This window comes from Bradyrhizobium murdochi (assembly GCF_000472965.1).
GTDB classification, from domain to species: domain Bacteria; phylum Pseudomonadota; class Alphaproteobacteria; order Rhizobiales; family Xanthobacteraceae; genus Bradyrhizobium; species Bradyrhizobium murdochi.
This window is the reverse complement of record NZ_AXAU01000010.1, coordinates 90,538-113,058: the sequence shown is the minus strand read 5'-3', so window position 1 is coordinate 113,058 and position 22,521 is coordinate 90,538. Positions and strand designations below refer to the sequence as shown.

Genomic DNA, 22,521 nt, shown 5'->3' with positions numbered 1-22,521 from the left:
TCAGGCCGCCTCGGCCTCGGTCCTTGCGATCGGCTTCGGCTGCTGCGGTTCGCGCGGCAGCACGATGCGGACGACGGTGCCGGTGCCGAGCTTGGAGCGTAGCCGCATCGTGCCGCCGTGCAGGCTGGTCAGCGACCGCGCGATGGCTAGTCCGAGGCCCGAGCCCTGGTAGGTCTTGGTGAGTTGGCTCTCGACCTGCTCGAACGGCTTGCCCAGCCGCTGCAGCGAAGCAGGCGCGATGCCGATACCAGTATCGGCGATCATCAGCACGATCGAGTTGGGCAGCACATGGCTGCGCACGGTGACCTTGCCGTTGTCAGGGGTGAATTTTACGGCATTGGACAGCAGGTTGACGAAGACCTGCTTGACTGCGCGGCGGTCGGCCACCACCGAGATGGTGCTTTCGATATCGGCGTCCAGCGTCAGGTTCTTGTCCTCGGCACGCCCGGACACCACGCGCAGCGACTCTGCCAGGATCTTCGACAGGTCGAGCTGCTCCATGTCGAGCTTCATGCGGCCGGCCTCGATCTTCGACATGTCGAGGATGTCGTTGATGACTTCGAGCAGGTATTTGCCGCTGGTCAGGATGTCGTGGCAGTACTCCTGATACTTGTCGGAGCCGAGCACGCCGAACATGCCGCTGCCCATGATCTCGGAGAAGCCGATGATGGCGTTCAGCGGGGTGCGCAGCTCGTGGCTCATATTGGCGAGGAATTTCGACTTCGCCTGGTTGGCTTCCTCGGCGCGGTTCTTCTCCTGCGAATATTTTTCCGCCAGATCGGCCAGTTCCGCCTTCGAGCGCTTCAGGTCGAGCACGTTGGCGCGCATGCGGGCATCGTTTTCGATCAGCTTCTGCTCGTGCTCCTTGATGCGGGTGATGTCGGTGCCGACCGAGACGTAGCCGCCGTCCTTGGTGCGGCGCTCGCTGATATGCAGCCAGCTTCCGTCGTCGAGCTGCGCCTCGAAGGTGCGGGCCCCCGGCGCTTGCGCGCCGGTCTCCTGCAGTCTGGTGCGAACCTCCGGCATGCTGCCGACCTCGATCACGGTCTCGTACGACGTGCCGGGGGTCACCGCCGTATCGGGCAATTTGTGCAGGCGCTGGAAATGCGAGTTGCAGAGCACGAGGCGATCTTCCGCGTCCCACAGCACGAAGGCTTCCGGAATGGTTTCGATCGCGTCGCGCAGCCTGAGGTCGGCTTCCACGGTCTTCTCGGCGAGGCTCTTCTGCTCGGTGATGTCGACCGCGATGCCGATCAGGTGCAGCCCGCCATCGGCCGAGGTGTGACTGAGCTCGCAGCGCACGCGCAGCCAGATCCAGTGGCCGCCGGTATGCTGCATGCGGAAGCTTTGGTCGATGTGGGTGATCTTGCCGGCGATCATCTGGTCGGCGATCGCGAACAGGTCGATGTCGTCGGATTTCACCAGCGCGTTGACTTCGCCGAAGGTGAGGAGATCGTTGCGGGAGTCGAGGCCTAGCATCGTGAACATTGATGCCGACCAGAAGATGCGGCCGCGCGAGAGGTCCCAGTCCCACAATCCGCAGCGGCCGCGGTTGAGCGCGGTATCGATCCGGCCGCGCACTGCGTCGTTGATCAGATCGCCCTCGCGGGCGCGGGTCGATTGCCAGTGGAAGGCGAAGCCGAGGATCAGCACGACGAAGCCGGTGGTGGCCGACAGCGTCACCGACAGAGCGGCATCCGAACCCCACAGCGGCTCGTTCCGTTCCTGGATGACGATGACCATGCCCGGCAGCGATTTGACCAACCGCGAGATCGCCATGGCGCCGTTGCCGTTCGGCAGCGTCATGTCGCTGACGACGCCCTGCTGGCCGGGCGTGGCGAGCAGTTGCGCCGTGCTGATGACGTCGAGGATGCGATCGCCGCCAAGGCTGCCTTCGACGGGAACGCGGGCCAGAATCCGGTGATCCGAGCCGGTGATGATGACGTGGCGGCCGCTCGCAGCGCCCCAGGCCGGGATCAGGTCGGGCAGCAGGCTCTGCAGCCGCTCGATATTGGCGGCGCGATCCTGCCGGACCGACGCGAAGCGGTCGAGGCGTTCGGCCAGGAGCTCGGTGAGCGCGGAGAGATCGCGCTTCATGGCGGCGCGCTTCTGCCGGCTCTGGTCGATCACCTGCACGAAGGCGCCGAGGCAGATGGTGATCAGGAAGGCGATGATGAGCGTGGGCACGGCGCGGCGAAGCGCCGGCTCTGCGGTGAGCAGCCGGTGATAGGCAGGTTTTGCGATCGATTGCGCCAATCCTTTGATCGAATCGGATTGGACACACGCGTTCGCCGCATTCGCCGCATGCGCGCGCGCCATGCTTTAGACCCCCGCCGAAGGCTCTTTGCACACCGTCCGGAAGCGCCTGACACAGCTTCCGAATCACAGCGATTTGAATCCACTTTTTTGGGGCTGTCGAGAGTCAACGATTCGTTAATTCGAAATAAATCCTGTCCAACGCGAATTAAGGCACGCTCGATGCGAGTCCGAAACGGGAACGGGCCCGCAAACTTACGCGCGCGGCGGTTCAGCATGGCTGATGACGCGCTTGATCGACGGGAACGCGCGGCGCAGCGCGCGCTCGATCTCGTCGACGTTCTCATGCACTTTGATCACGCTCATCGACGGCGCGGCGCGGCAATGGAAGTTGACGATTTCGCCCGCATCGGTGTCGCGGACCCGCACATTGTGAATGTCATGGATCGCGCTGTTGCCGCCGGCAAAGCGCGACAGCGCGGCCTTGATGGTTTCCACGCGCTCGGGCGCAGCGTCGGTGCCGTGCGGCAGCTCCGGCTCGAGCGGCTCGATATGGGTGTCGACCTCGACGTCCTCGCCAAATTCCTCGCGGATGCTGCGCTCCAGGTCGTGGGCGATGGCGTGCGCGGCGGTGAGTTCCATGTCGCCGTCGACTTCGAGGTCGATGCCGACAATCAGCCGGGCGCCGAGATCGTGCACGGTGACATGGTGAACGGCGAGGCCGGCATTGCGGGCGATCACCATGATGCGCTCGCGCACGCTTTCATTGTCGCGCGCGACCGGCACCGCGGTGAAGGTGAGGTCGGCGTCGCCGAGCGCTTGCGTGACCGCGACTTGCGCGGTCTTCTTGATCGCCTCGACGCGGTCGATCGGGTAGGTGCGCGGCACTTTCGCAATGGCGTCGATGAAATGCGTCGGCCCGACCATGCGCACGCGCACGCGTTCGACGCCGACGACACCGGGCACCGCGCGGATCGCGGCGGTCGCCTTTTCGGACGCGCCCGCCGGCGCGCGATCGAGCAGGGTTTCGACGGTGGAGCGCCCGAGCCGCAGGCCGAGGATCGATATCATGACGGCAACGGCGATGGCGGCAACCGAGTCACCCCAAGCAAAGCCGAGCCCGGTCAGCATCAGGCCGGTGATGACGGCGAGCGAGCCGAGCACGTCGGAAGCGAAATGCAGCGCATCCGCCGCCAGCGCCTGGCTCCGCGTCTGCCGCGCGGTGCGATGCAGCGCCCGCGCGCGCCAGAAATTGACCGCGATATCGATCACCAGTACGACGAAGGGGACAGCCGATATCGTCGGCGGCGGCGCACCGTCGCGCAGCCGGCTCCAGGATTCGACCAGGATGCCGCCGGCCAGCACGTAGAGCAGCGCGATGACGAACAGCGCCGACAGGCTCTCGAACTTGCCGTGGCCGTAGTGATGTTCCTCGTCGGCAGGCTGGTCGGATACCCGCACCACAAGCCAGGTGATCACAGTCGCGATCACGTCGACGGAGGAGTGCAGCGCCTCCGAGATCAGCGCGAGCGAGCCGATCGCGATACCAACCGCGAATTTCGCCGCAGCCATGCCGGCGCTGGCGAAGATCGAGATCGCGGCGACGTTGGTCTTTATGGTGGGGATAGTGGTCATGGCCGGCGGTTTAGCAGGGCGCTGTGTGGGATTAAAGCTGACAGTTGGATGCGCAATCGCCACTCACTTGCAGGAGCGATTTGTTGCGAATTGTTCTGAGTTTGTAGGATGGGTGCAGCGAAGCGATCCATTCGCCGCACAACGGATCGTCATACCCGCCACCGGGTCTCGCCTTCGGCGAGCCCGATGACATGCTCCGGCGGATATCCAGTACGCCGCGGCTTATCGGTTCAATCATTGCTGCCTCTGGAATACTGGGGCGCCCGGTCAAGCCGGGCGATGACAATTGGGTGTGTGTCCGCGCTCTCGCGGCGCGCTGCCCGAGCTTTGCAAATTCATTCGCCCTACAGAAAGAGGGCGCAGGGAATGCCGGGTGCTTGCTGCACCCGCGGTCTCGTGTGCAATAAGCGCAAAGAGATGCGCACACGAGCATACAGGTACAGCCGAGGCACTCCGGCATTCCCTGCGCAGTGGCTTTACGGCTTATACCGTGCTCTCCCTGGAGACGAATTCCTCTTGCCTCCATCGCTGCCGGATTAAAGGCTTGTCGAAACCCGGTTGGGCTCGACCCACCTCCGTCAGCTTGACACCAGCCACGGGTGCCAGGACCACACGGCTTTGCCGTACGCTTCAGCGCCGTACGTCCTGCGCGCCGTGTCCGCTCATGGCCGTAGCCGCCCTGCGAACAACTTCTCGCGCCGACGCTGCCGCGTCCACCGCATCCCGCCCCACGTTCGTGACGATGGCCAACGCCCCTCTTGTCGGGACGGGACGGCGGGATTTGTAAGCGTGATTTGGGTTGGCGGCGAAGCGGAATATTTTTGATGCGACGACTGGACAGGGCAAATCAGGTTGAAGTTGTTAGGGAAAATTGATTATTCAAGAAAAATCGATTTTTGGGCGCGCTGCCATTTTGAGATTCTTAGATCGCGTCAATAGCTGTTTGTAAGTGCTGGCTTACATTGGTGGTCACTTCGGGGCGCGGGTCCCACGTAAGTGCTGATGGCACAGAGGGGGCAGGCTGCTCCCGGCAGATCGGGTCCGTGCAGCCAATCTACATCAATGACTGGTGCCGAACGAAGGGCAAAAGGGTGGGTATAGCGACAGCGATACCCATCAATGCCTCCGTTCACACCTGCGCTAATCCGCCCTTGTAACGTGTGGTCGATCTGACATGGTCAACTCCAGACGTTGGACTCCGCCACTTTAGAATCCATAGAGGCGGAACATCTGGAGTTGTGACCGAGATCATACTGTTTCCTCGACTTCCGGAGCATTGTGCCGCCGCTACTGATATCCGTTGAGGTCCGGATGCAATGCACGAATTGCGCGGCCGAAGTCTCGGAGCAAAGCAAATTTTGTGGGCAGTGTGGAGCGGCGGTCGTGCGGCGCTGTCTGGCCTGCGGTGCGGCAAACCCAGCGCTGAACAAGTTCTGCCGCGATTGCGGGACCAGATTGGGCGCGGATTCTCCTACGGTGGTGCCATTGGCGCGGGACGCGCGCCCGATCGAGCGCCGACAGCTTACCGTACTGTTTTGTGACCTGGTCGGATCGACTGCGCTGTCCGCAAGGCTCGATCCCGAAGACTTCAGCGCAATCATCGCCGACTACCGGCGCTGCATTACTGAAACCATTGCCAGCTTCGACGGCTTTGTCGCGCGACATCATGGGGACGGCGCGATCGTATGCTTTGGCTATCCTCAGGCGCACGAAGACGACGCAGAGCGTGCTGTTCAAGCCAGCCTTGCACTGGTGCAGGCGATCGCCGCCTTGCCCGCGAAAGAGAAGTTGAGCGCGCGGGTCGGTATTGCAACGGGCGTGGCGATCGTCGGCGATATGTCCGATAGCGCGATTTCCGAGGAGCATGGTATCCTCGGCGACACCCCGAATCTTGCCGCCCGACTGCAATCGCTCGCACCGCCCGGTGGCGTTGTTATCTCGGGTCGCACAAAGACGATCGCGGGACCGCAATTCGAGTATCTCGATCTCGGTAAAGTCGAGATCAAGGGATTCGCAAAGCCGATCGCTGCCTGGCAAGTCGCCGGCAAGACAACAGTGACCAGCCGATCGCACGCTCTCCAAAGCTGTGATGTACTGCCTCTGATCGGCCGTGATGAAGAAATGGAACTAATTCTGAGCCGATGGAAGCGGGCCAAGGGTGGCGAAGGTCAGGTGGTGCTGCTCTCCGGTGAAGCGGGAATCGGCAAATCACGGCTCGCCGTCGCGCTGTTGGAACAGCTTGCTCGCGAACCGCACATTCGGCTGCAGTACTTCTGCTCGCCGCAGCATACCGACAGCACGCTCTATCCGGTGATCGGCGAGATGTCGCGCGCCGCCGGCTTTGCTCACGATGACAGCCAGCAAGCGAAAACGGACAAGCTTGACGCGCTGCTGGCGCAAAGCTCGACGCCTTCAGAGCATGCAGCGCTGTTTGCCGAAATGCTGTCGCTACCCAGCGATGGACGCTACCCTCCGGTTGAAGTTGAGCCGCAGCTCCGCCGAGAGAAAACGCTGAAGGCTCTTGGTTCGCACATCGAGGCGCTGGCGCGGATCCATCCCGTGCTGATGATCTTCGAAGACGCGCATTGGACCGATCCAACCAGCCTCGAATTTTTCGCGAGGGCGGTGGACCTGGCCGTGAATCACCGGTTGTTGATACTCGTTACCTTCAGGCCGGAATTCATGCCGTCCTGGATCGGACGGCCGCACGTGAGTCAGCTGACCCTCCATCGGCTGACGCCGTGCGACATCCATTCCCTCATCGAGGGCGTCGTCGGCAACCGATCGTTGCCGGCGGACATCCGCCAGGACATCATCGAGCGCACCGACGGCATTCCACTGTTCGCCGAGGAGATGACCAAGGCGGTGCTGGATGCAGAGGGTGAGAGTGACGTGCAGCGGGCCTGCGCAGCGGCACCGACGCCTGTCGTAGCAGTTCCGGCTAGCCTGCAGGCTTCGCTGATGTCGCGGCTCGACCGGCTCGGCCCAGCGAAAGACGTCGCGCAGGTTGGTGCGGCGATCGGCCGGGAATTTCCTCACATGTTGCTGGCGGCGGTCGCGCGAAAGCCGGAAGCAGAATTGGATGCCGACCTTCACCGGCTTATTGCAGCGGGCCTGTTGTTTCGACAGGGCATCCCGCCGCATGCGAGCTACCTGTTCAAGCATGCGCTTGTGCAGGACGCAGCCTACAGTACGCTGCTGCGAGAGCCGAGGCGCGCGTTGAACGCGCGCATCGCCGAAATCCTTGAAAGTCAGTTCCCGGAAATAGCCGAGAGCCAGCCCGAGTTGCTCGCGCGTCACTACACAAAGGCCGACCTTATCGCGAAGTCAGCGTATCTGTGGGGTAAGGCAGGACTGCGGTCACAGGAGCGCTCGGCGCTGATCGAAGCAGCAGAACAGCTTGGTCAGGCGCTGGCGCAACTAGCAACCTTGCCCAGCGCGCCCGACCTGCGGCGCGAGCAGATCATCCTGCAAGTCGCGCTCGTGAACACGCTGATGCATGTCAAAGGATATGGCGCTCCCGAAACCAAGACTGCTGTGGCGCAGGCGAGGGCGTTTATCGAACAAGCGGAACAGCTTGGAGAGTCTCCCGATGACCCTTCGCTGCTTCTCTCGGCCCTCTTTGGCCAGTGGATCGTCAATTTCATAAACTTCGACGGTGACGCGGCGCGCGAGCTCGCAAGCCGGTTTCTGGAGCTTGGTGAGAAGGAGGGAGCGGCGGTCCCGCTCTTGATCGGGCACCGTACCATGGCGAGTACGCTGGCGTTGAGGGGGGACCTGGTTGAAGCCAAGGCGCACTACGATGGAGCTCTCGCCCTCTATCGCCCCGTCGAACACCGGCGATTGATGACGCGATTTGGCCAGGACCTCCGGGTAACGTGCTTGGCCTTTCGTTCAATGGCCTCGTGGCTGCTCGGTTATCCCGAAGCTGCGATGAACGACGCAGACTGCGCGCTAATGGAAGCGCGCCAGATTGATCATGCTGCCACTTTGATGTTCACGCTGAATTTTCCGATTCTTGTTAATACCTACTGCGGGAATTATCACGCGGCAAATGAGCATCTAAAAGAGCTTGTCGCGTTAGCGGAGGAGAAAGGCGCCCCGTTCCGGAAAGCGGAAGGCGTGTTACGGCGGGGCTATATCCTAACCCTCACGGGAGCCGCGAAAGCCGTCGAGATGGTCACGGCGGGTATTGATTTATGGCGGTCGACCGGATCGACGATATTTACACCGGAGCAGGAGTTCATGTTGGCAATCGCCCATGCGGACTCGGGCCAGTTCGATGACGCCTGGCGCTGCATTGGCAACGCAATGACAGCGATGCAAGCAACCAAGGAAAGATGGTGCGAGGCTGAGACTCATCGCGTTGCCGGTGAAATCGCGCTCAAGTCGCCGCAGCGGGACGAGGCGAAGGCGCAAGCGTATTTCGAGCATTCCCTGGCCATTGCGCGAGCGCAGCATGCAAAGTCGTGGGAATTGCGCGCGGCAACCAGCTCGGCGTGGCTCTTGAGCCGTCAGGGCAAACGGAAAATGGCGCGTGACCTTCTCGCGCCGATCTACGATTGGTTCACCGAAGGATTTGACACAAGCGATCTGCGAAAGGCCAAGGCCTTGCTCGGTGAGCTTCGTTGATAGCGCCTTCCGTCGTCGCCAGCCTAAGATGCGGCGCGCTGATCCAGCACGCTGCCAGACGCATTGCAGCGCCGCATCCTTGGGATCTGGACGCGGGCCGGCCGCATGTCCAAAATGGCTCGCAACGAGGGGGGCGTCGATGGTGATTGTCGATTCCCAGGTTCATGCCTACGAGGCGAACAGTCCGAAGCGGCCCTGGCACAGTGTGCCGAGCCAGTGTTCTTTACATTGTGCCATCACCAGCGTTGCTCTGCGAAGTCTCGTACCGCAACTGAAGAAATCTCCAGCATAGACGGGTTGAAGCTCGGTGTTTCCGAACCGTACCGTCTCAATGGTGTGAACGCCGCAAATTCAGCACCGCACGGGCATCGTTGAGAGCTGCTAATTCTTGGCTCGCAGGATGCTGATTCGAGATTCGTCGACAAAATTCTTGCTGTCCTGATCGGACCGGCGGAAGAGGTTGCGTTCGACGACGAGTGAACGGCCACTGATCGTCTTGGTGCAGCGCTCCTTGAGATAGATGCCTCCCACTGGCTGGTCTCCTGCATCCGGCTGGCCCTCGGTACATGCCCAGCCGTCCGAGCCGTAGCGCGATCTAGCCTGCAGCCCCAGGAGAAACGCCTTCTTCCGGATATAGAGACGCGCCTTCGGATCGGTCTCGATCTGCAAGCCGGCAACGTGCGCGGTATCGTCGATCAGAAGGGTGAGGATCGCCGGATGACCCGCCACCATCGTGCCGTCGCGGCTGGTCGACGGATCGTAACTAAATCGGATCGACCGTGTCCCATTCGCGTCGGCAGGGCAGTCACGCCAGTTTTGCCAGCCGGCCAATGTGCGCTTCGGATCCGCCGCGCAGTAGAAATCGACGTAACCGGTCTCCGGCAACTCGGCCGCAGCCATTCCGAGGCGAATGTCCCGCAGATCGTTGCCGCTGAATTCTTCCGTCCGTGCCGGAGAGCTCGCGAACACGACGGCCTGCCAGGCAAGCAGGCCCGCAGCAAGAACGCCCGGCAGCTTCAGTCTGCGCATCACTGGCCCTTCCCGGTGCTGGCGGTCGCATCATCCGGCTTCTGCGTCTGGGTTTTGTAGACGTCGCATACCCGCGAGGTGTTTGAGAAGAAGGTGACGCATTCCGCGTAAGTGGGTTCGCCGGCCCCCTTGATGTGGGCGATTACGTAGTCGGCGACGGCTTCAATATCCTTCGGCCGCAGAAACGTTCCGCCCTCGGGCGGCATCTGTGCCCCCGCGTCCTGGCGGTTCATGCCGTGGCATTTCACCTCATCGTAGGCGCCGCGCATAAAGAATGGCATCCCGGTGCCCGGCCGACCGCAGCCGACGATTTCAATGATCTGATCGCGTGTCAGCTCGGTCTTGCGCAGCGACAGCGCGTCACCGCCGTAGCCGCCACCGCCATTGCCGTGCCATTTGTGGCAGCCCACGCAATTGGCCTTACTGAAAACGGCCTTGCCGGCATTGGTCGGATCCGAAGCTGGCGCTTGCGCCGACTGACCGAAAGCTGTGGTACCAATCGAGAAATTCAGGGCGACGACGCTCACGAGCAGCATGCTTGGTGCGGCCGGGAATCTGCTGAAGATCATCGTTGCGTCTCTTATCGAAGAAGTAGGAGGGCCCGCGGTTGGCGGACCCTCCGTTTCTTGGGATGTCAGAGTGCGAATACGTAGAGCATCGATCCCGGCTGTATCTTCTTCAGTTCGGGCGTCGAATCGATGAACCACTTGTCCCAGGCGCCGCCCAGGCCAACCAGAATGGCAACGTATTGTTTGCCGTCGACCGTAAAGGTCATCGGCGGTGCGTTGACGCCGCCGCCCGTGTTGAACTCCCAGAGCTTCTGCAATGACTTGGCGTCAAGCGCCATCACTTCGCCGGACGGCTGACCGGTGAAGACGAGGTCGGGAGTTGCAAGCATGCCGCCCAAATTGGGAAACGGCGTTTCCATTTTTTGGGCGATCTTCCCGGTCGTCACATCGATCGCAGTCACGCTGCCGGTGATCCTGAATGGCTGGCTCGGGCCGCCGCCGGTCCAGAACTCACGCGGTTTCAGTTTGTCCGGCGTCATCACTTCGACTTTGATGCGATTGCAGCTCTCGATCACCGGGATGTACCAGAGCTTCAAATCCGGATTGTAGGCCGTCGGCGGCCAGTTCTTGCCGCCCATGTTGCCGGGGCAGATGTCGGTTTCCATGTTGGTGCGGCTTGGCGTCACCGACGCGATATAGGTCTGCACGGCTTTGTTCGGGTCATACTCGATCGGCTTGCCGCTCTCCGGATCGAGCCCTTTGGTCCATGTGACTTTCTTGACGAACGGCAGGCCCCAGACGAACTTGCCGGTGGTGCGATCGATCGCATAGGCGAAGCCGTTGCGGTCCGCTTCGAGCGCGAGCTTCTGCGGACCACCGGGCCCGGGGATATCGACCAGCACGTTTTCCGCTACGCTGTCGTAGTCGTAGGGGTCGTTCGGGGTGTGCTGAAAGTGCCACTTGATCTTGCCAGTTGTGGCGTCAAGGGCCAGCGAGCTGTCGGTGTAGAGGTTGTCGCCCGGCCGATAGGCACTATCCCAGTCCGGCCCCGGATTGCCGATGCCCCAGATGATGGTGTCGGTCGCGGGGTCGTAGGTGCCGGTTACCCAGGTCGAGCCGCCGCCGGCGGCCGCCGCGTTGTTGCTGTCTTTCCAGGTCTCGATGCCGGGCTCGCCCTTGCCCGGGATTGTGTAAGTGCGCCAGACCTCCTTCTGGGTCGTGAGGTCGGTGGCGGCGATCCAGCCACGGATGCCGTACTCCGCGCCGGCGACGCCCGTGATCGCCATGTTCTTGACGATCAACGGCGCGCCGGTGATCGTCTCGCCCTTGTCCGGATCGGCCACAGTGCGCTGCCAGGCGACCTGGCCGGTTTCCTTGTTGGTCGCGATCAGCCGGCCATCGAGCGTATGGGAAATGACGAGATCACCCCACAATGCGACGCCGCGGTTGTCGACGCCGCAGCACGCCACGGCGCCAGCCCAGTCACGGTCGGTCTTGGGGTCCATCTTCCAGAGCAACACGCCGCGGCCACCATGCGCATCGATCTTGTAGACTGAACCCCATCCATCGGTGACGTAGAGAAAGCCGTTCTCGGCAATCGGAGTGCCTTCCAGCCCGCCATGGCTCCAGATGCCGCCGCCTTCGATGCCGCCGAGGTGCATGGTCCAGGCGACCTTCAGGTTCTTCACGTTATCGCGGTTGATCTCCTTCAGAGTGGAGAACCGGTGAGCCGAGTAATTCTGATGATGATGGAGCCAGTTGCCCGGCTCCTTCTCGACGTTGAGCAGCCGTTCCTGATTGACCTCGTCGGCGGCGGACGCCGGCAGTGCGGCCGTCATGCCCGCAACGACTGCAACAGCGAGCAGGCGCGCTCGCGTGGAGATTCTTGTGTGACCTGAAAATCGCTCCATGAGAAATGCCCTCCTTTGGCAGTCCACGTTAAATCGAGCGTCCGGCACATCCGGGCGTTTAGCTGAGAAGCCTCGTTCAGCGGGCTCACCGGTCCGCTGTCGCGATCAGGGCGTTCGCGAAACCTGCACCTCCGTTTCTTTGGTTCCGCCTTTCTGGAAAACGACGGCGCATGTAAACGTCTCGCCGTCGACAAGCTTCTGCCGTGTCTGCAGCAGCATCACGTGATGTCCGTCGTTTTTGAGTTCGGTCGTCTTGTTCTCCGGGATTGGAATGGACTTGATCTCGCGCATGGCTGGCGCGCCTTCGCCGCGATCGACCGTGTGCCTTACGGCGAAGTTCGCGAACGGACAGCGGACGCGCAACAGGGCGTCGGCTTCGGCCGCATCGTTCCTGATCGTCATCACAAGCGGGAGATCGATACCGATCTGATCGGACGCAGGCACCCGGGCGTTCGTCACTTGCAACGCTTCACCTGCCGCGGCGAACCCGCGCGTCAGCCAAAGAACAGCAACCAGTCCGAACACAAGAAATGCAATCCGGCCGCGATCAAGCCGTGCGCCATCAGCACCTGATGTCGCTGTCGCGGTCATCGGCTATGTCTCGGCCGAAGGGTAATCCTGCAAATGCGCGGTCAGTCGAGGTAAACAAGCGAGGGATGCCCAAACGAAACTCTTCGTTCTGCACATTGGCGTGCCTCCCAAGATCGATTTTTCTTGTTTCTTGGCGTCTCAAGTTACGCTTCAAAATAAGGCGACGAAAGGGCGCTGCGCATTTTTCCCAATCGATGACCGACGAAAAATGCGCTCGCCTTCACAGCCTCTACGCTGCTCGCTGATCAGGTGATCGAACAAACCGCGTCAGTTCCGCTGTTGGGACTCGCCTCTGGACACGAGCCTGCGACATTGTCCAAAATCTCTCGGTACAGAGGAACTGCCCGATGCCGATCATCGATTCCCAGGTCCATGCCTATGAGGCGAACAGTCCGAAGCGGCCTTGGCACAGTGTGCCGAACTGGCCCGATCACGTTACGGGCGACGAGATGGTGGCGGCGATGGACAAGGTTGGCGTCGACGGGGCGATCTTCATCTCGGCGTTTTCGTTGTACCGCTATGACGCCAGCTATGCCGTGGAAGTGCAGCGGGCCCATCAGGGCCGGGTCGCCATCGTCAAGCCGGTCGACCCCGATGACCCTGATGTGGCCGACGTCGTCGCCGAGTGGAAGAAGACGCCGGGCACGGTCGGGATCCGCATCATGCTGACGAAGGAGGCGCAGCGCGCGCCTGATCATCCCGGCCTCGACCGGATTGCGCGCGCGGCGGTTCGCCATGATTTTCCGGTCAACCTCCACTGCTGGGACAATCTGGACGCGGGCAGTGCGCTGATCGATCGCCACCCCGACACGCGGTTCATCATCGATCATCTCGGCCTCCTGCAGCCGCGCGTTCCGCCGGCGCCGCCCGAGCCTTGGGCGGAGCTGCCGAAGGTGCTGGAACTCGCCAAGCGACCGAACGCCGTGATCAAGGTCAGCGGCGCCTGCACGCTGTCGCGCGAGCCGTATCCTTATCCGGATATCTGGGACCCGCTCGCCCGCGTGTTCGATGCCTGGGGTTTTGAGCGCTGCCTGTGGGGCACGGACTGGACGCGGGCGTTCGCCGTCGTCAATTACGAGCAGGCCGTCGAGCCGTTCCTGAAGACGAGCCGCCTGAACGAGAGCGAGCGCGCCATGCTGATGGGCGGTGCCTGCATCAAGGCTTATGGCTGGTCGCCGAACAAAGGCTAGCGCGCAGCTCATCCACCTCAGGAGGAAACGCGATGGAATTTCGAACCTTTGGCCGCAGCGGGATGCGGCTCTCGATTCTCGGCTTCGGCTGCGGCGCCGTCGGCGGGTTGATGGTGCGCGGCGATGCGGCCGACCAGGAGCGGGCCATCGCACGGGCGATTGCGGCTGGCGTCAACTACTTCGACACCGCGGTGCAGTACGGCGATGGGGAATCGGAAAAGAACCTTGGCCGGGTTTTGCAGAAGCTGAAGCCGGCCGACGTCGTCGTCGGGACCAAGGTGCGGTTGCCGCCTGGCGATCGTGGCCGCATTGATGAGGCGGTGCGGCTATCGCTCGAAGGCAGTCTGGCGCGGCTGCAGCTCGAGCGGGTCGATATCTTTCATCTGCACAATCCCATCACCGAGCAGGGCGGCGGGCCGGCGCTGAGCGTCCGGCAGGTGCTGGACGAGGTGCTGCCGGCGTTCGAGCGGCTGCGGCGAGAGGGCAAGATCCGGTTTCTCGGGATCACGGCGCTCGGCGATACGGCGGCGCTGCATCAGGTGATCGATGCGCGCGTGTTCGACAGCGCGCAGGTCGTCTACAACATGCTCAATCCGTCTGCGGCCGGCGAATTGCCGGCGCGCTATCCGGCGCAGGATTACGGACGGCTGTTCGATCACACGGAAGGCGCCGGCGTAGGTGTCGTGGGCATCCGCGTGCTGGCCGGCGGGGCGCTATCGGGTTCGGCCGAGCGTCATCCGATTGCGGGTGCTGCGCCGGAACCGATCGGCTCTGCCATGAGCTATGATGCCGATGTCGATCGCGCGCGCCGGCTGATGCCGCTGGTGGAGGAGGGATTTGCCGCCAGCCTGACCGAGGCCGCGACGCGGTTTGCGATCTCTCATCCGGCGATGGGCACGATCCTGGTCGGCATGGCGACGCCGGGGCAGTTCGAGGATGCACTCGCCGCGGTGGAGAAGGGCCCGCTGCCGCAGGCGGCGCTCGACCGGCTGTCGGAACTGCGGCAGGCGTTTGCCGGCGAGGCGCGATGATCGAAAAACGACGGCCTCGGCTTCCCCTTATCGAAATTATTAACCAATCTGCATTAGGTTTAACGGATTATTAACCAATCTGGTTCGGGATTGGCGTCGCGACCAACCGGCACCAAGGGAGCACCTGATGGATACCCGAACGTCTGCCGCACCCGACGAAAAAACGCCTCCGTCGGAGGCTTTGGCGACGCAACTGAGCAAATCGGAAACGCAAGAGAAGTCGCAACCCTCTAGCGAGCTGGAGATCAGCGCCGAACGAATCAACTCCTCCGTCGCCCGGCTGACCTCAAATTCGATAGGCGAACTTCAGGGGTTGGCTTCGGAACTCCAAAAAATGCAGGACTTCCTGCAGGCCGAGGTCAACAACGTGCAGCGCCAGATCGACAGCGCGTTGGCTGGAATTAACATCATCGTCGAAACGATTAGTCCGTGGAAAAGTATCGCGGGCTCACAAACACTGCCATCCGGTAATCGCCATGTCCGCGCGGGGGGACCGGCGGCCAATATTGAGCAACGCAGTCGCGCCGGGTAGCAGCGGCGCGCGCGCCGCTCGCCGATCTTGTGGAGTCCCGACCGAACTGGCGTCGGTGCGGATACTCGGCCTCATCCATCCGATCGCTTCGGTTGAAGTGCACGGTGCGGGCAAGAGAGTGGTCGCCGGATCGCCACCGCCGCGTCACCAAATCGCCTAACGACTCAACGATGCTCGTTGCAACGGGCTGCGGGCGATGCGCATGGGTGCAGTGATGATGCGCTTTGGGTCCAATCTACATCTAACGCCCGCCCTGAGTGGGCTGGTTATGGTCGCGCTGCTAGTGCTTGGCGCGATCGTCGTTCAAAGTTTTGGACTGGCTGAGAAAGGTGGCCGTGTCACTGCTGTGTCCGAACACAGCAAGGTGAGCACGCGCACCGCCCCCGAGAACGGTGGCCGAGCAACCCTCGATATTGGTGTCGCAGACCTGAGAGGGTCGCTGCCGTAGGATAGCTTGCGGTTTGCGCTGTCTGGAAGAGCGGCGGTCTGCGTTCCCCGGATGCTGTGCGGCACGCCGTTTGCGGCGTGATGCACTGCTGATCCGGGGTCCACTGGTGCGTGGGTCCCGGCTCTGCGGTCAGCGCTCACGCGCTGCACCGCGTTCGGGATACGCAGCTAGTACGCCACCACGATCTTGCCGAGGTGCTTGTTGGCCTCCATGTGCTCGAACGCTTTGCCGATCTCGGCGAAGGGATAGACCTTGTCGATCGGCAGTTGCAGTTTTCGCGATTCCACCGCGCCCCAGATGTCTTTGCGGACCTCGTCAAAGATCTCGCGGATTTCTTCGATGCTGCGGGTGCGGAAGGTGACGCCGATATAGTTGATGCGGCGGGCGGCGTGGAGGTCGAAATTGAAATCGGCGTGGGTGCCGCCGAGCCGGCCGACATTGACGATGCGGCCCTTGACCTTGGTGGCGGCGAGGTTTTGGTTGGCGACCTTGCCGGAAACCTGATCGACGATCAGGTCGACGCCTTCGCCGTTGGTGGCGTTGAGCACCTGATCGACCCAGCCGGGGTCACTGGAATCGATCGCGAGATCGGCGCCGAATTCCTTCAGGCGGCCGCGGCGCATCGCGTCCGTCGAGGAGCCGATCACGAGTTTGGCGCCCTTCAGTTTTGCAATCTGCATCGCCATCAGGCCGACGCCGGAGCTGGCGCCCTGGATCAGGACGCTCTGGCCCGGCTGCAGCGCGCCGTTGGTGACGACGGCGTTGTGCATGGTGGCGAGCGCGACGGGGAGGGTGGCGGCTTCCTCGAAATTCATGTTCGAGGGTGCGCGGAACAGCCGGCCGTGGTCGGCCAGCGTATATTCGGCAAACGCGGCTGCACCCGAGCCCATGATCTTGTCGCCGACTTCAACGCCTTTTGCGTCAGGCCCGAGCTCGGCGACTTCGCCGGCCCATTCCATGCCGAGCACCGTGCCGACGCCGCCGGCTGCGCCGTGCACGTGGCCCTTGGTCATGCCGAGATCGGCGCGGTTGAGACCGCAGGCATGCACCTTGACCAGCACCTGTGTGCCTTTTGGAGAGGGTTTTGCGACCTCTGATATTTCGGCGCCGTTGGCGCCGTAGACATAGGCTTTCATGGGCTCTTCTCGTTGGTGGCGGAGACCGCTTTTATTCTGCCGCCTGACGCTGCGCGCCCGACAGCATGGCTTCGAACCGGCTGCGGATGATCGCTTCCGCGTCGCGCACGATGCGCGAGATCAGTTCGGCGCAGGTCGGAATGTCGTGGATCAGGCCCTGGACCTGGCCGGCCGACCAGATGCCTTCATCGGCATCGCCTGACGCGTAGACCATCTTGCCGCGGGCGCCGGCGACGAGCTCGCGCACGTCCTCGAATTTCGCGCCTTCTCTTTCCATCGCCACCACCTTGGTCGAGATCGCGTTCTTGGCGACGCGCGAGGTGTTGCGCATGGTGCGGAAGATCAATTCGGTCTCGCGCTCGTCATTGGCGACGATGCGCTCCTTCACGAGCTGGTGGATCGGGCTTTCCTTGGTGCACATGAAGCGCGTGCCCATGTTGATGCCATCGGCGCCGAGCGCCAGCGCCGCGACCAGGCCGCGGCCGTCGCCGAAACCGCCGGAGGCGATCATCGGTATCTTGACCTTGTCGGCAGCGACCGGGATCAGGATCAGCCCGGGCGTATCGTCCTCGCCGGGATGGCCGGCGCATTCAAAGCCGTCGATCGAGATCGCATCGACGCCCATCCGCTCCGCCGACAGCGCGTGGCGGACGCTGGTGCATTTATGGATGACCTTGATGCCGTGCTTCTTGAATTCGGTGACATGTTCCTGCGGCTTGTTGCCGGCGGTCTCGACGATCTTGATGCCGGCCTCGATGATGGCCTGGCGATACTCGGCGTAAGGCGGCGGCTTGATCGCGGGCAGAATGGTCAGGTTGACACCGAACGGTTTGTCGGTCAGGTCGCGGCAGCGCGCGATTTCTTTTGTCAGGTCCTCGGGCGTCGGCTGCGTCAGCGCGGTGATCAGCCCGAGCGCGCCGGCATTGGCCACGGCCGCGACCAGCTCGGCGCGCCCGACCCATTGCATGCCGCCCTGGACGATCGGGTGCTCGACGCCGACGAGCTCGGTGAATCGCGTCTTGATCATGTCCTGCCCTCTGGTTTCCCGGCGCGGGATGCCCGCGCACGTCTTCTTGTGAGAATTCGAGCGGCAGGATGCCGTCACCCCCCGCAAAAGTCTACCGGGGGCGGGCGGTGGTCAGGGCAACGCCATCATGCAAAAGCGCGGCTTGTTTCCGCAGTGCGAACAATTCCACATGGAGTCCGGCATTTCCGAGATCACCCGCAGGAGACGTTCTTGGGAGTTATCACTGTCACCCTATGACGCGCGGGCGAGAAAGATCGGCAGCCCTCGCTTATTGCCGTAGATGGGGCGGTAGCGCTCCGTGTTGTATGTGCTGGCGACGTCCAATTTGCGCGGCCCGAGCTTGGCGTCAGGGATGGGCACGAGGTCGTAGCGCCCCTCCACCAGCGCCGACATGCGGCCGGTCTTGCCTTCCAGGATGGCATCGTAGGCCATGTTACCGAAAGTCAGGGCCACGAGCTTGTCCATGAAGTCCGGATTGCCCGATCGCAGGTCGTAGGTGAGATCGGAGGTGATCGTCTCCTCGCCGACGCGTCGCTTGATCTCGTCGGCGAACGATTCCGCCACGCTCGCCTTCTTGCGATGACCGTAGGCATCAGGTTCACCGTATTCTGGCACCTCGTAGCCTTCCCACGCGGCGCCTTCGCTGAGCACGACCAGCGCGTAGTTGCTTGGGTTGGCGCGCTTCTCCTCGACGAGCAACCGGATCAGCTTGTCGAGATCGAACTTGTACTCCGGTATGACGCACCTTATCGAGGTGGCGTACGCGGTGTAGAGCGCCGTAAATCCGGCATCGCGGCCAAAGACGCGGAAAATGCCGATTCGCTCGTGCGATCCGACAGTGGTGCGCTGCCGCTGGATGGCGTCGCTGGCGCGGGTGATCGCGGTCGAGAAGCCGATGCAATACTCGGTGTTGCGGACGTCGTTGTCCATCGTCTTCGGGATGGCGATGATCTTGACGCCGAGGGCGCTGAGCTTGGCTGCGTAACTGAGCGTGTCGTCGCCGCCGATGGCGATCAGATGTTCGATGCCGAGCCCCGAGAGATTCGCCAGCACCTGGGCAGTAACGTCCCACGTCTTGGTTGCGATGCCGCTCTTGGTGCTGAGCGAGACCGGAAAGTCGTTGCCGACGAGATGATCCGGCAGCTTCTTCATCTTGGACGGATTGGTGCGGCTCGAGTGCAGCACGGTGCCGCCGCTCCGGTCTATGGTGCGCGTGTTGTCACGGTTCAGCGGGATGATGTAGTGGGACCTGCTGGCCGGGTCCTCGAGGTTTACGTGCGTGAGGGCCTCCCAACCACGGCGGAGGCCGACGACCTCGATGTCGTTCTCGCTGCCGCGATATGTCACGCTCTTGATGACGGCGTTCAGACCGGGAACGTCGCCGCCGCCCGTGAGAATGCCGATACGTCTTTTTGCCATGCCCACCTCGCAGGTGATGCCTTACTCGGCCGCTTCCGGCCTGCGCTCCTTGCGCACCTGAAAGCGCTTCAGCAGTGAGGACACGGTGTCGCGGAAGCCACCATACTCCAGCTCGGAATAGGGCAGCATCGCAGCACCGGACCAGCCCTGGCTGCGCATCTCGATTGCCTTGCGCTGGGCGCGCCGGCGGACCTCGTCCCACGCCGGGTTGTCGAAGAAATCGGTAAAGGACTCCGAAAAGCGGCCGTCCTTGTCAATCGAAAAGCCGGTGCAGGAAACGATCGGGAGGCAGTACATGCCTGTCACCGGTGTGTTAATTGGCACCGGCATCAGCGGCATCACGTGCGAGCCGCGCGCATCACCGCCTACGAAGTGCGCTTTCGCGAACGGCGAGACGATTTCTTCAGGCGCCGGGAAAATCCCCTGGTTCCTGACGATCGCGACCGGATCGTCCTTGCCGGTGTACTTGCCTGCGATCGCGTGAAGACGCTGCGCCGAAACGGCGACGGCGACTTCGCCATGGGTCCGGGAAACGATCCGATCAATGCCAAAGCGCTCGTTGTCGCGGAGCAGCGCGGCAATGTGGTAGCCGTCCGCGGGCGCGTCTAGTTCGATCATGCTGTCGCCGCCCGTGTGGTCCATGTCGATGACATGGAAACGGAATCCCTTGATCATCGGGGGCAGCATCAGCCCGGCGCAATACATGGGATCGGCAAAGGCGAGGTAGAGCGGCAGGTTGTAGGCGCCGGGGCCGCATTTGTCGGCGGCGAACACCATGAAGGACTCCGCGGGCCTCGAGCCGGAGAGGCTGTGGTCGAAGCTGAGCTCGGCGACGCCCGGGCCGGCGCCGCGGACGTTTCCGGACGGTGCGTCGACGAGAAGATCCTGGCCGGCGCCATAAAGCCCGGAGGTTTTCGCGACCGAGGTGGCCGCGAGGAACGCCTTCCAGGCAAGTTGATGCACCTCGGAGCTTCCTTCGCCCCGGGTGTGTGTCATGATGATCGCAATGTCGTCGCCGGTGTGGCAGACGAAACCGTCGATCAGCAAGCCATCGCAGATCGCCTTCGCGACCTCGCCTTCGACAGCCGCCATCATGCGTGTAGACGGTTTCGTATGACCGCCGACGGAGCCTATGTCAGCCTTGATGACCGAAAGAGTGAGTCTCATGAGCGTTTCCTCCGACCAGCGCAGCGCGACGCCTCGGCGTCTGCGCTTGCTGCGCCGGGGCGACGGCGCTGCTCATCCGCGAACCAGAACGTCCGAGGTTCCTTTAGGTTCCGCAAATGACCTTCTCGAAAAGCTCGGGCTCGTTCCGGTAGCGGGGATCATGATCACCGTAATGATCATGCCAGAAATGATAGGATAATCAGTCGGCGCCGACGAGCTCGGTGAGTCGCGTCTTGATCATGTCTGCCCTCTAATTCCCGGTACAATTCATTTCCGCGGAGGTGTCTAGATTCACGCAAGGCATGACCCATACCCGAACGGGTGTAACTGATGTCGTGTCTATCGCCCGAACGTTTGCGATCCGAATTGACGACTCGGCTTTTGGCTTGCCGAGGTGACATTCTCTCTTGAGTGCGGGAGGCGTCCGTCCGGTCGGCGCGAAACAATTTCGGTAGGGCAACAGTCATGAATCATCGGAGTGTACCGGACCCTGTTCACGGCGTTCCCCTGGACCGCAAGGCTCATCTCGGAAACGATCTGCCAGGCTCGTGGTGGCTGTCCGAGCATTCATGGCCACGCTTCCTGACCCACACGGGAGACAACAGCGCCGGCAATGGCGGCAAAGGTCATTTTGCCGGGAGCCTGATCCATAGCAGCTACGCTGGTTTCGAGCCGCTCAACGTGGCGTGGCCGGGCGTCCATGCGCCAGCCCTCGCCCATCAGACGAACGTCGCCCATTTTGATCAGTCCGCAAGCCAGATCGCGGGAGTTGGCGGCGATGGCGGCAATTGGAACGCCGCATCGGGTGGAAATGCCGGCGCCTTCGGGTCTTTCGGCTCTGCCGCGATCGGGACCGGCGGCAACAGTGCCGGCAATGGTGGCGATGGCTATTTTTTCGGGGCAATGGTGCATGCTCCTGTCGCGGTCTATAACCCGATCAATATTGCGGTGGCGGGTCCCCATGCGACGGCCGACGCTCATCAGACGAACAACGTGGTGTTCGATCAATCCGCGACCCAGATCGCGGGAGTTGGCGGCGATGGCGGCAACGGAAATGCCGCATCAGGCGGAAATGTCAGTGCGATCGGGTCTACCGGCTCTGGCGCGACGGGCACCGGCGACAACAGCTCCGGCAATGGTGGCGACGGATACGCCTACGGGGGCATCGTTCACGCGACCTTTGCGTTTTACTATCCGATCAACATCGCCGTGGCCGGATACAATTCCACCGCCAACGCCGATCAGACAAACAATGTGGTGTTCGATCAATCCGCTTTTCAGATGGCCGGCGTCGGTGGTGATGGTGGCAACGGTAATCACGCGGTTGGCGGAACTGCAGACATCTTCTCTTCCATCTTCGAGTTAATTGGCTCTGACGTAATAGCGACCGGCAACAACAGCGCCGGCAACGGCGGCAATGGCCACTTCTCGGGAAGCATGGTCGACATCGACGTGGCGATCTACGCCCCAATCAACATTGCGGTCGCCGGCTACAATTCAACAGCCGAGGCTCATCAGAGCAACAATGTCGTGTTCGACCAGAGCGTGATCCAGATTGCCGGAATCGGTGGCGACGGCGGCCACGGCAATGCTGCGCTTGGCGGCGATTTCGCTATGAATCTGTTGTCGGACCTTCACTTGCTGGATCATGCCTAGTCTTACTGCGTCATAAACCCTCATGGTGAGGAGCGCGAAGCGCGTCTCGAACCATGAGGTCCCGTCTGTGGCCTACATCCTTCGAGACGCCCGCTCTGCGGGCTCCTCAGGATGAGGGGTTGAGAAGTTATGTCGCAGTAGAAATAGAGCCCTTTCGTTTCGATAGAATCGAAACGCGATTCCAGGTTTTGATTTGACGCGTCTTCCTGGCGCGAACCTCTTCGCTTCACTCGAAAACGCTCGAGCAGCACTGGAGCTGCCCAGATCTCGGCGGCGCGACGGTAGCATTTCGGGCGTACACCGTTGCCACCGGGTGGCATCAGCTTTGGCGGCTAGACCGCTCCGGTGTCCAA

Annotated in this window: 15 protein-coding genes; 5 read left to right on the top strand and 10 right to left on the bottom strand. The window is 62.3% G+C overall.

Going from position 1 to position 22,521, the window contains the following annotated elements; translation table 11 throughout:
- Window positions 1–2,319, bottom strand: a complete 2,319-nt coding sequence (locus YUO_RS0119985; RefSeq protein ID WP_028348876.1) for a PAS domain-containing sensor histidine kinase — start codon at window positions 2,317–2,319, stop codon at window positions 1–3.
- A 192-nt stretch (window positions 2,320–2,511) separates the two neighbouring features.
- Window positions 2,512–3,891 (bottom strand): cation-efflux pump, encoded by a 1,380-nt coding sequence (locus tag YUO_RS0119980; protein WP_028348875.1) that lies wholly within the window; start codon window positions 3,889–3,891, stop codon window positions 2,512–2,514.
- A 1,311-nt stretch (window positions 3,892–5,202) separates the two neighbouring features.
- Between YUO_RS0119980 and YUO_RS41180 the strand changes: the two genes are divergently transcribed.
- Window positions 5,203–8,523, top strand: coding sequence for an adenylate/guanylate cyclase domain-containing protein (locus YUO_RS41180; protein ID WP_083754643.1), 3,321 nt, complete (start codon window positions 5,203–5,205; stop codon window positions 8,521–8,523).
- A gap of 381 nt (window positions 8,524–8,904) precedes the next feature.
- Here YUO_RS41180 and YUO_RS0119970 read toward each other — a convergent pair whose 3' ends face one another.
- The 4 genes from YUO_RS0119970 to YUO_RS0119955 form a co-directional block, all read right to left on the bottom strand.
- Entirely contained in the window at window positions 8,905–9,552 is a 648-nt protein-coding gene (locus YUO_RS0119970) for a hypothetical protein (protein ID WP_051379528.1), read from the bottom strand.
- Window positions 9,552–10,088, bottom strand: coding sequence for a c-type cytochrome (locus tag YUO_RS0119965; protein WP_028348873.1), 537 nt, complete (start codon window positions 10,086–10,088; stop codon window positions 9,552–9,554). The genes YUO_RS0119970 and YUO_RS0119965 overlap by 1 nt, the downstream gene beginning before the upstream one ends.
- 98 nt (window positions 10,089–10,186) lie before the next feature.
- Entirely contained in the window at window positions 10,187–11,971 is a 1,785-nt protein-coding gene (locus YUO_RS0119960) for a PQQ-dependent dehydrogenase, methanol/ethanol family (protein ID WP_035727114.1), read from the bottom strand.
- 105 nt (window positions 11,972–12,076) lie between these two features.
- The gene (locus tag YUO_RS0119955; RefSeq protein ID WP_083754642.1) at window positions 12,077–12,562 is read right to left on the bottom strand and encodes a copper chaperone PCu(A)C; all 486 of its coding nucleotides are present in this window, start codon (window positions 12,560–12,562) and stop codon (window positions 12,077–12,079) included.
- Window positions 12,563–12,909: 347 nt separating this feature from the next.
- Between YUO_RS0119955 and YUO_RS0119950 the strand changes: the two genes are divergently transcribed.
- The 3 genes from YUO_RS0119950 (at window position 12,910) to YUO_RS0119940 (ending at window position 15,315) form a co-directional block, all read left to right on the top strand.
- Complete coding sequence (locus YUO_RS0119950) at window positions 12,910–13,752, top strand: amidohydrolase family protein (RefSeq protein WP_028348870.1); 843 nt, start codon at window positions 12,910–12,912, stop codon at window positions 13,750–13,752.
- Window positions 13,753–13,784: 32 nt separating this feature from the next.
- A complete protein-coding gene (locus YUO_RS0119945) occupies window positions 13,785–14,783 on the top strand; it encodes an aldo/keto reductase (protein WP_083754641.1) in 999 nt (332 codons plus the stop codon).
- 127 nt (window positions 14,784–14,910) lie between these two features.
- Complete coding sequence (locus YUO_RS0119940) at window positions 14,911–15,315, top strand: hypothetical protein (protein WP_028348868.1); 405 nt, start codon at window positions 14,911–14,913, stop codon at window positions 15,313–15,315.
- A gap of 615 nt (window positions 15,316–15,930) precedes the next feature.
- Here the strand turns inward: YUO_RS0119940 and YUO_RS0119930 are convergent.
- The 4 genes from YUO_RS0119930 to YUO_RS0119915 all read right to left on the bottom strand — a co-directional run bounded on the left by YUO_RS0119930 (window position 15,931) and on the right by YUO_RS0119915 (window position 20,512).
- Window positions 15,931–16,899, bottom strand: coding sequence for a zinc-binding dehydrogenase (locus YUO_RS0119930; RefSeq protein WP_028348866.1), 969 nt, complete (start codon window positions 16,897–16,899; stop codon window positions 15,931–15,933).
- A 31-nt stretch (window positions 16,900–16,930) separates the two neighbouring features.
- A complete protein-coding gene (locus tag YUO_RS0119925; protein ID WP_028348865.1) occupies window positions 16,931–17,926 on the bottom strand; it encodes an NAD(P)H-dependent flavin oxidoreductase in 996 nt (331 codons plus the stop codon).
- Between the two features lie 231 nt (window positions 17,927–18,157).
- A complete protein-coding gene (locus tag YUO_RS0119920; RefSeq protein ID WP_028348864.1) occupies window positions 18,158–19,345 on the bottom strand; it encodes a 6-phosphofructokinase in 1,188 nt (395 codons plus the stop codon).
- A 21-nt stretch (window positions 19,346–19,366) separates the two neighbouring features.
- Window positions 19,367–20,512 (bottom strand): fructose-1,6-bisphosphatase, encoded by a 1,146-nt coding sequence (locus tag YUO_RS0119915; RefSeq protein WP_028348863.1) that lies wholly within the window; start codon window positions 20,510–20,512, stop codon window positions 19,367–19,369.
- Window positions 20,513–20,977: 465 nt separating this feature from the next.
- Between YUO_RS0119915 and YUO_RS41175 the strand changes: the two genes are divergently transcribed.
- Window positions 20,978–22,168: a hypothetical protein gene (locus tag YUO_RS41175; RefSeq protein WP_051379527.1), complete on the top strand. Its 1,191-nt coding sequence runs from the start codon at window positions 20,978–20,980 to the stop codon at window positions 22,166–22,168.
- Window positions 22,169–22,521 lie beyond the last annotated feature (353 nt).

What these genes read in the sequence shown, in the direction of transcription:
- YUO_RS0119985 (WP_028348876.1), bottom strand. Translation starts at nt 2,319, where the DNA reads ATGGCGCGCGCGCATGCGGCGAATGCGGCGAACGCGTGTGTCCAATCC.
- YUO_RS0119980 (WP_028348875.1), bottom strand. Translation starts at nt 3,891, where the DNA reads ATGACCACTATCCCCACCATAAAGACCAACGTCGCCGCGATCTCGATC.
- YUO_RS41180 (WP_083754643.1), top strand. Translation starts at nt 5,203, where the DNA reads ATGCAATGCACGAATTGCGCGGCCGAAGTCTCGGAGCAAAGCAAATTT.
- YUO_RS0119970 (WP_051379528.1), bottom strand. Translation starts at nt 9,552, where the DNA reads ATGCGCAGACTGAAGCTGCCGGGCGTTCTTGCTGCGGGCCTGCTTGCC.
- YUO_RS0119965 (WP_028348873.1), bottom strand. Translation starts at nt 10,088, where the DNA reads ATGCTGCTCGTGAGCGTCGTCGCCCTGAATTTCTCGATTGGTACCACA.
- YUO_RS0119960 (WP_035727114.1), bottom strand. Translation starts at nt 11,971, where the DNA reads ATGGAGCGATTTTCAGGTCACACAAGAATCTCCACGCGAGCGCGCCTG.
- YUO_RS0119955 (WP_083754642.1), bottom strand. Translation starts at nt 12,562, where the DNA reads ATGACCGCGACAGCGACATCAGGTGCTGATGGCGCACGGCTTGATCGC.
- YUO_RS0119950 (WP_028348870.1), top strand. Translation starts at nt 12,910, where the DNA reads ATGCCGATCATCGATTCCCAGGTCCATGCCTATGAGGCGAACAGTCCG.
- YUO_RS0119945 (WP_083754641.1), top strand. Translation starts at nt 13,785, where the DNA reads ATGGAATTTCGAACCTTTGGCCGCAGCGGGATGCGGCTCTCGATTCTC.
- YUO_RS0119940 (WP_028348868.1), top strand. Translation starts at nt 14,911, where the DNA reads ATGGATACCCGAACGTCTGCCGCACCCGACGAAAAAACGCCTCCGTCG.
- YUO_RS0119930 (WP_028348866.1), bottom strand. Translation starts at nt 16,899, where the DNA reads ATGAAAGCCTATGTCTACGGCGCCAACGGCGCCGAAATATCAGAGGTC.
- YUO_RS0119925 (WP_028348865.1), bottom strand. Translation starts at nt 17,926, where the DNA reads ATGATCAAGACGCGATTCACCGAGCTCGTCGGCGTCGAGCACCCGATC.
- YUO_RS0119920 (WP_028348864.1), bottom strand. Translation starts at nt 19,345, where the DNA reads ATGGCAAAAAGACGTATCGGCATTCTCACGGGCGGCGGCGACGTTCCC.
- YUO_RS0119915 (WP_028348863.1), bottom strand. Translation starts at nt 20,512, where the DNA reads ATGAGACTCACTCTTTCGGTCATCAAGGCTGACATAGGCTCCGTCGGC.
- YUO_RS41175 (WP_051379527.1), top strand. Translation starts at nt 20,978, where the DNA reads ATGAATCATCGGAGTGTACCGGACCCTGTTCACGGCGTTCCCCTGGAC.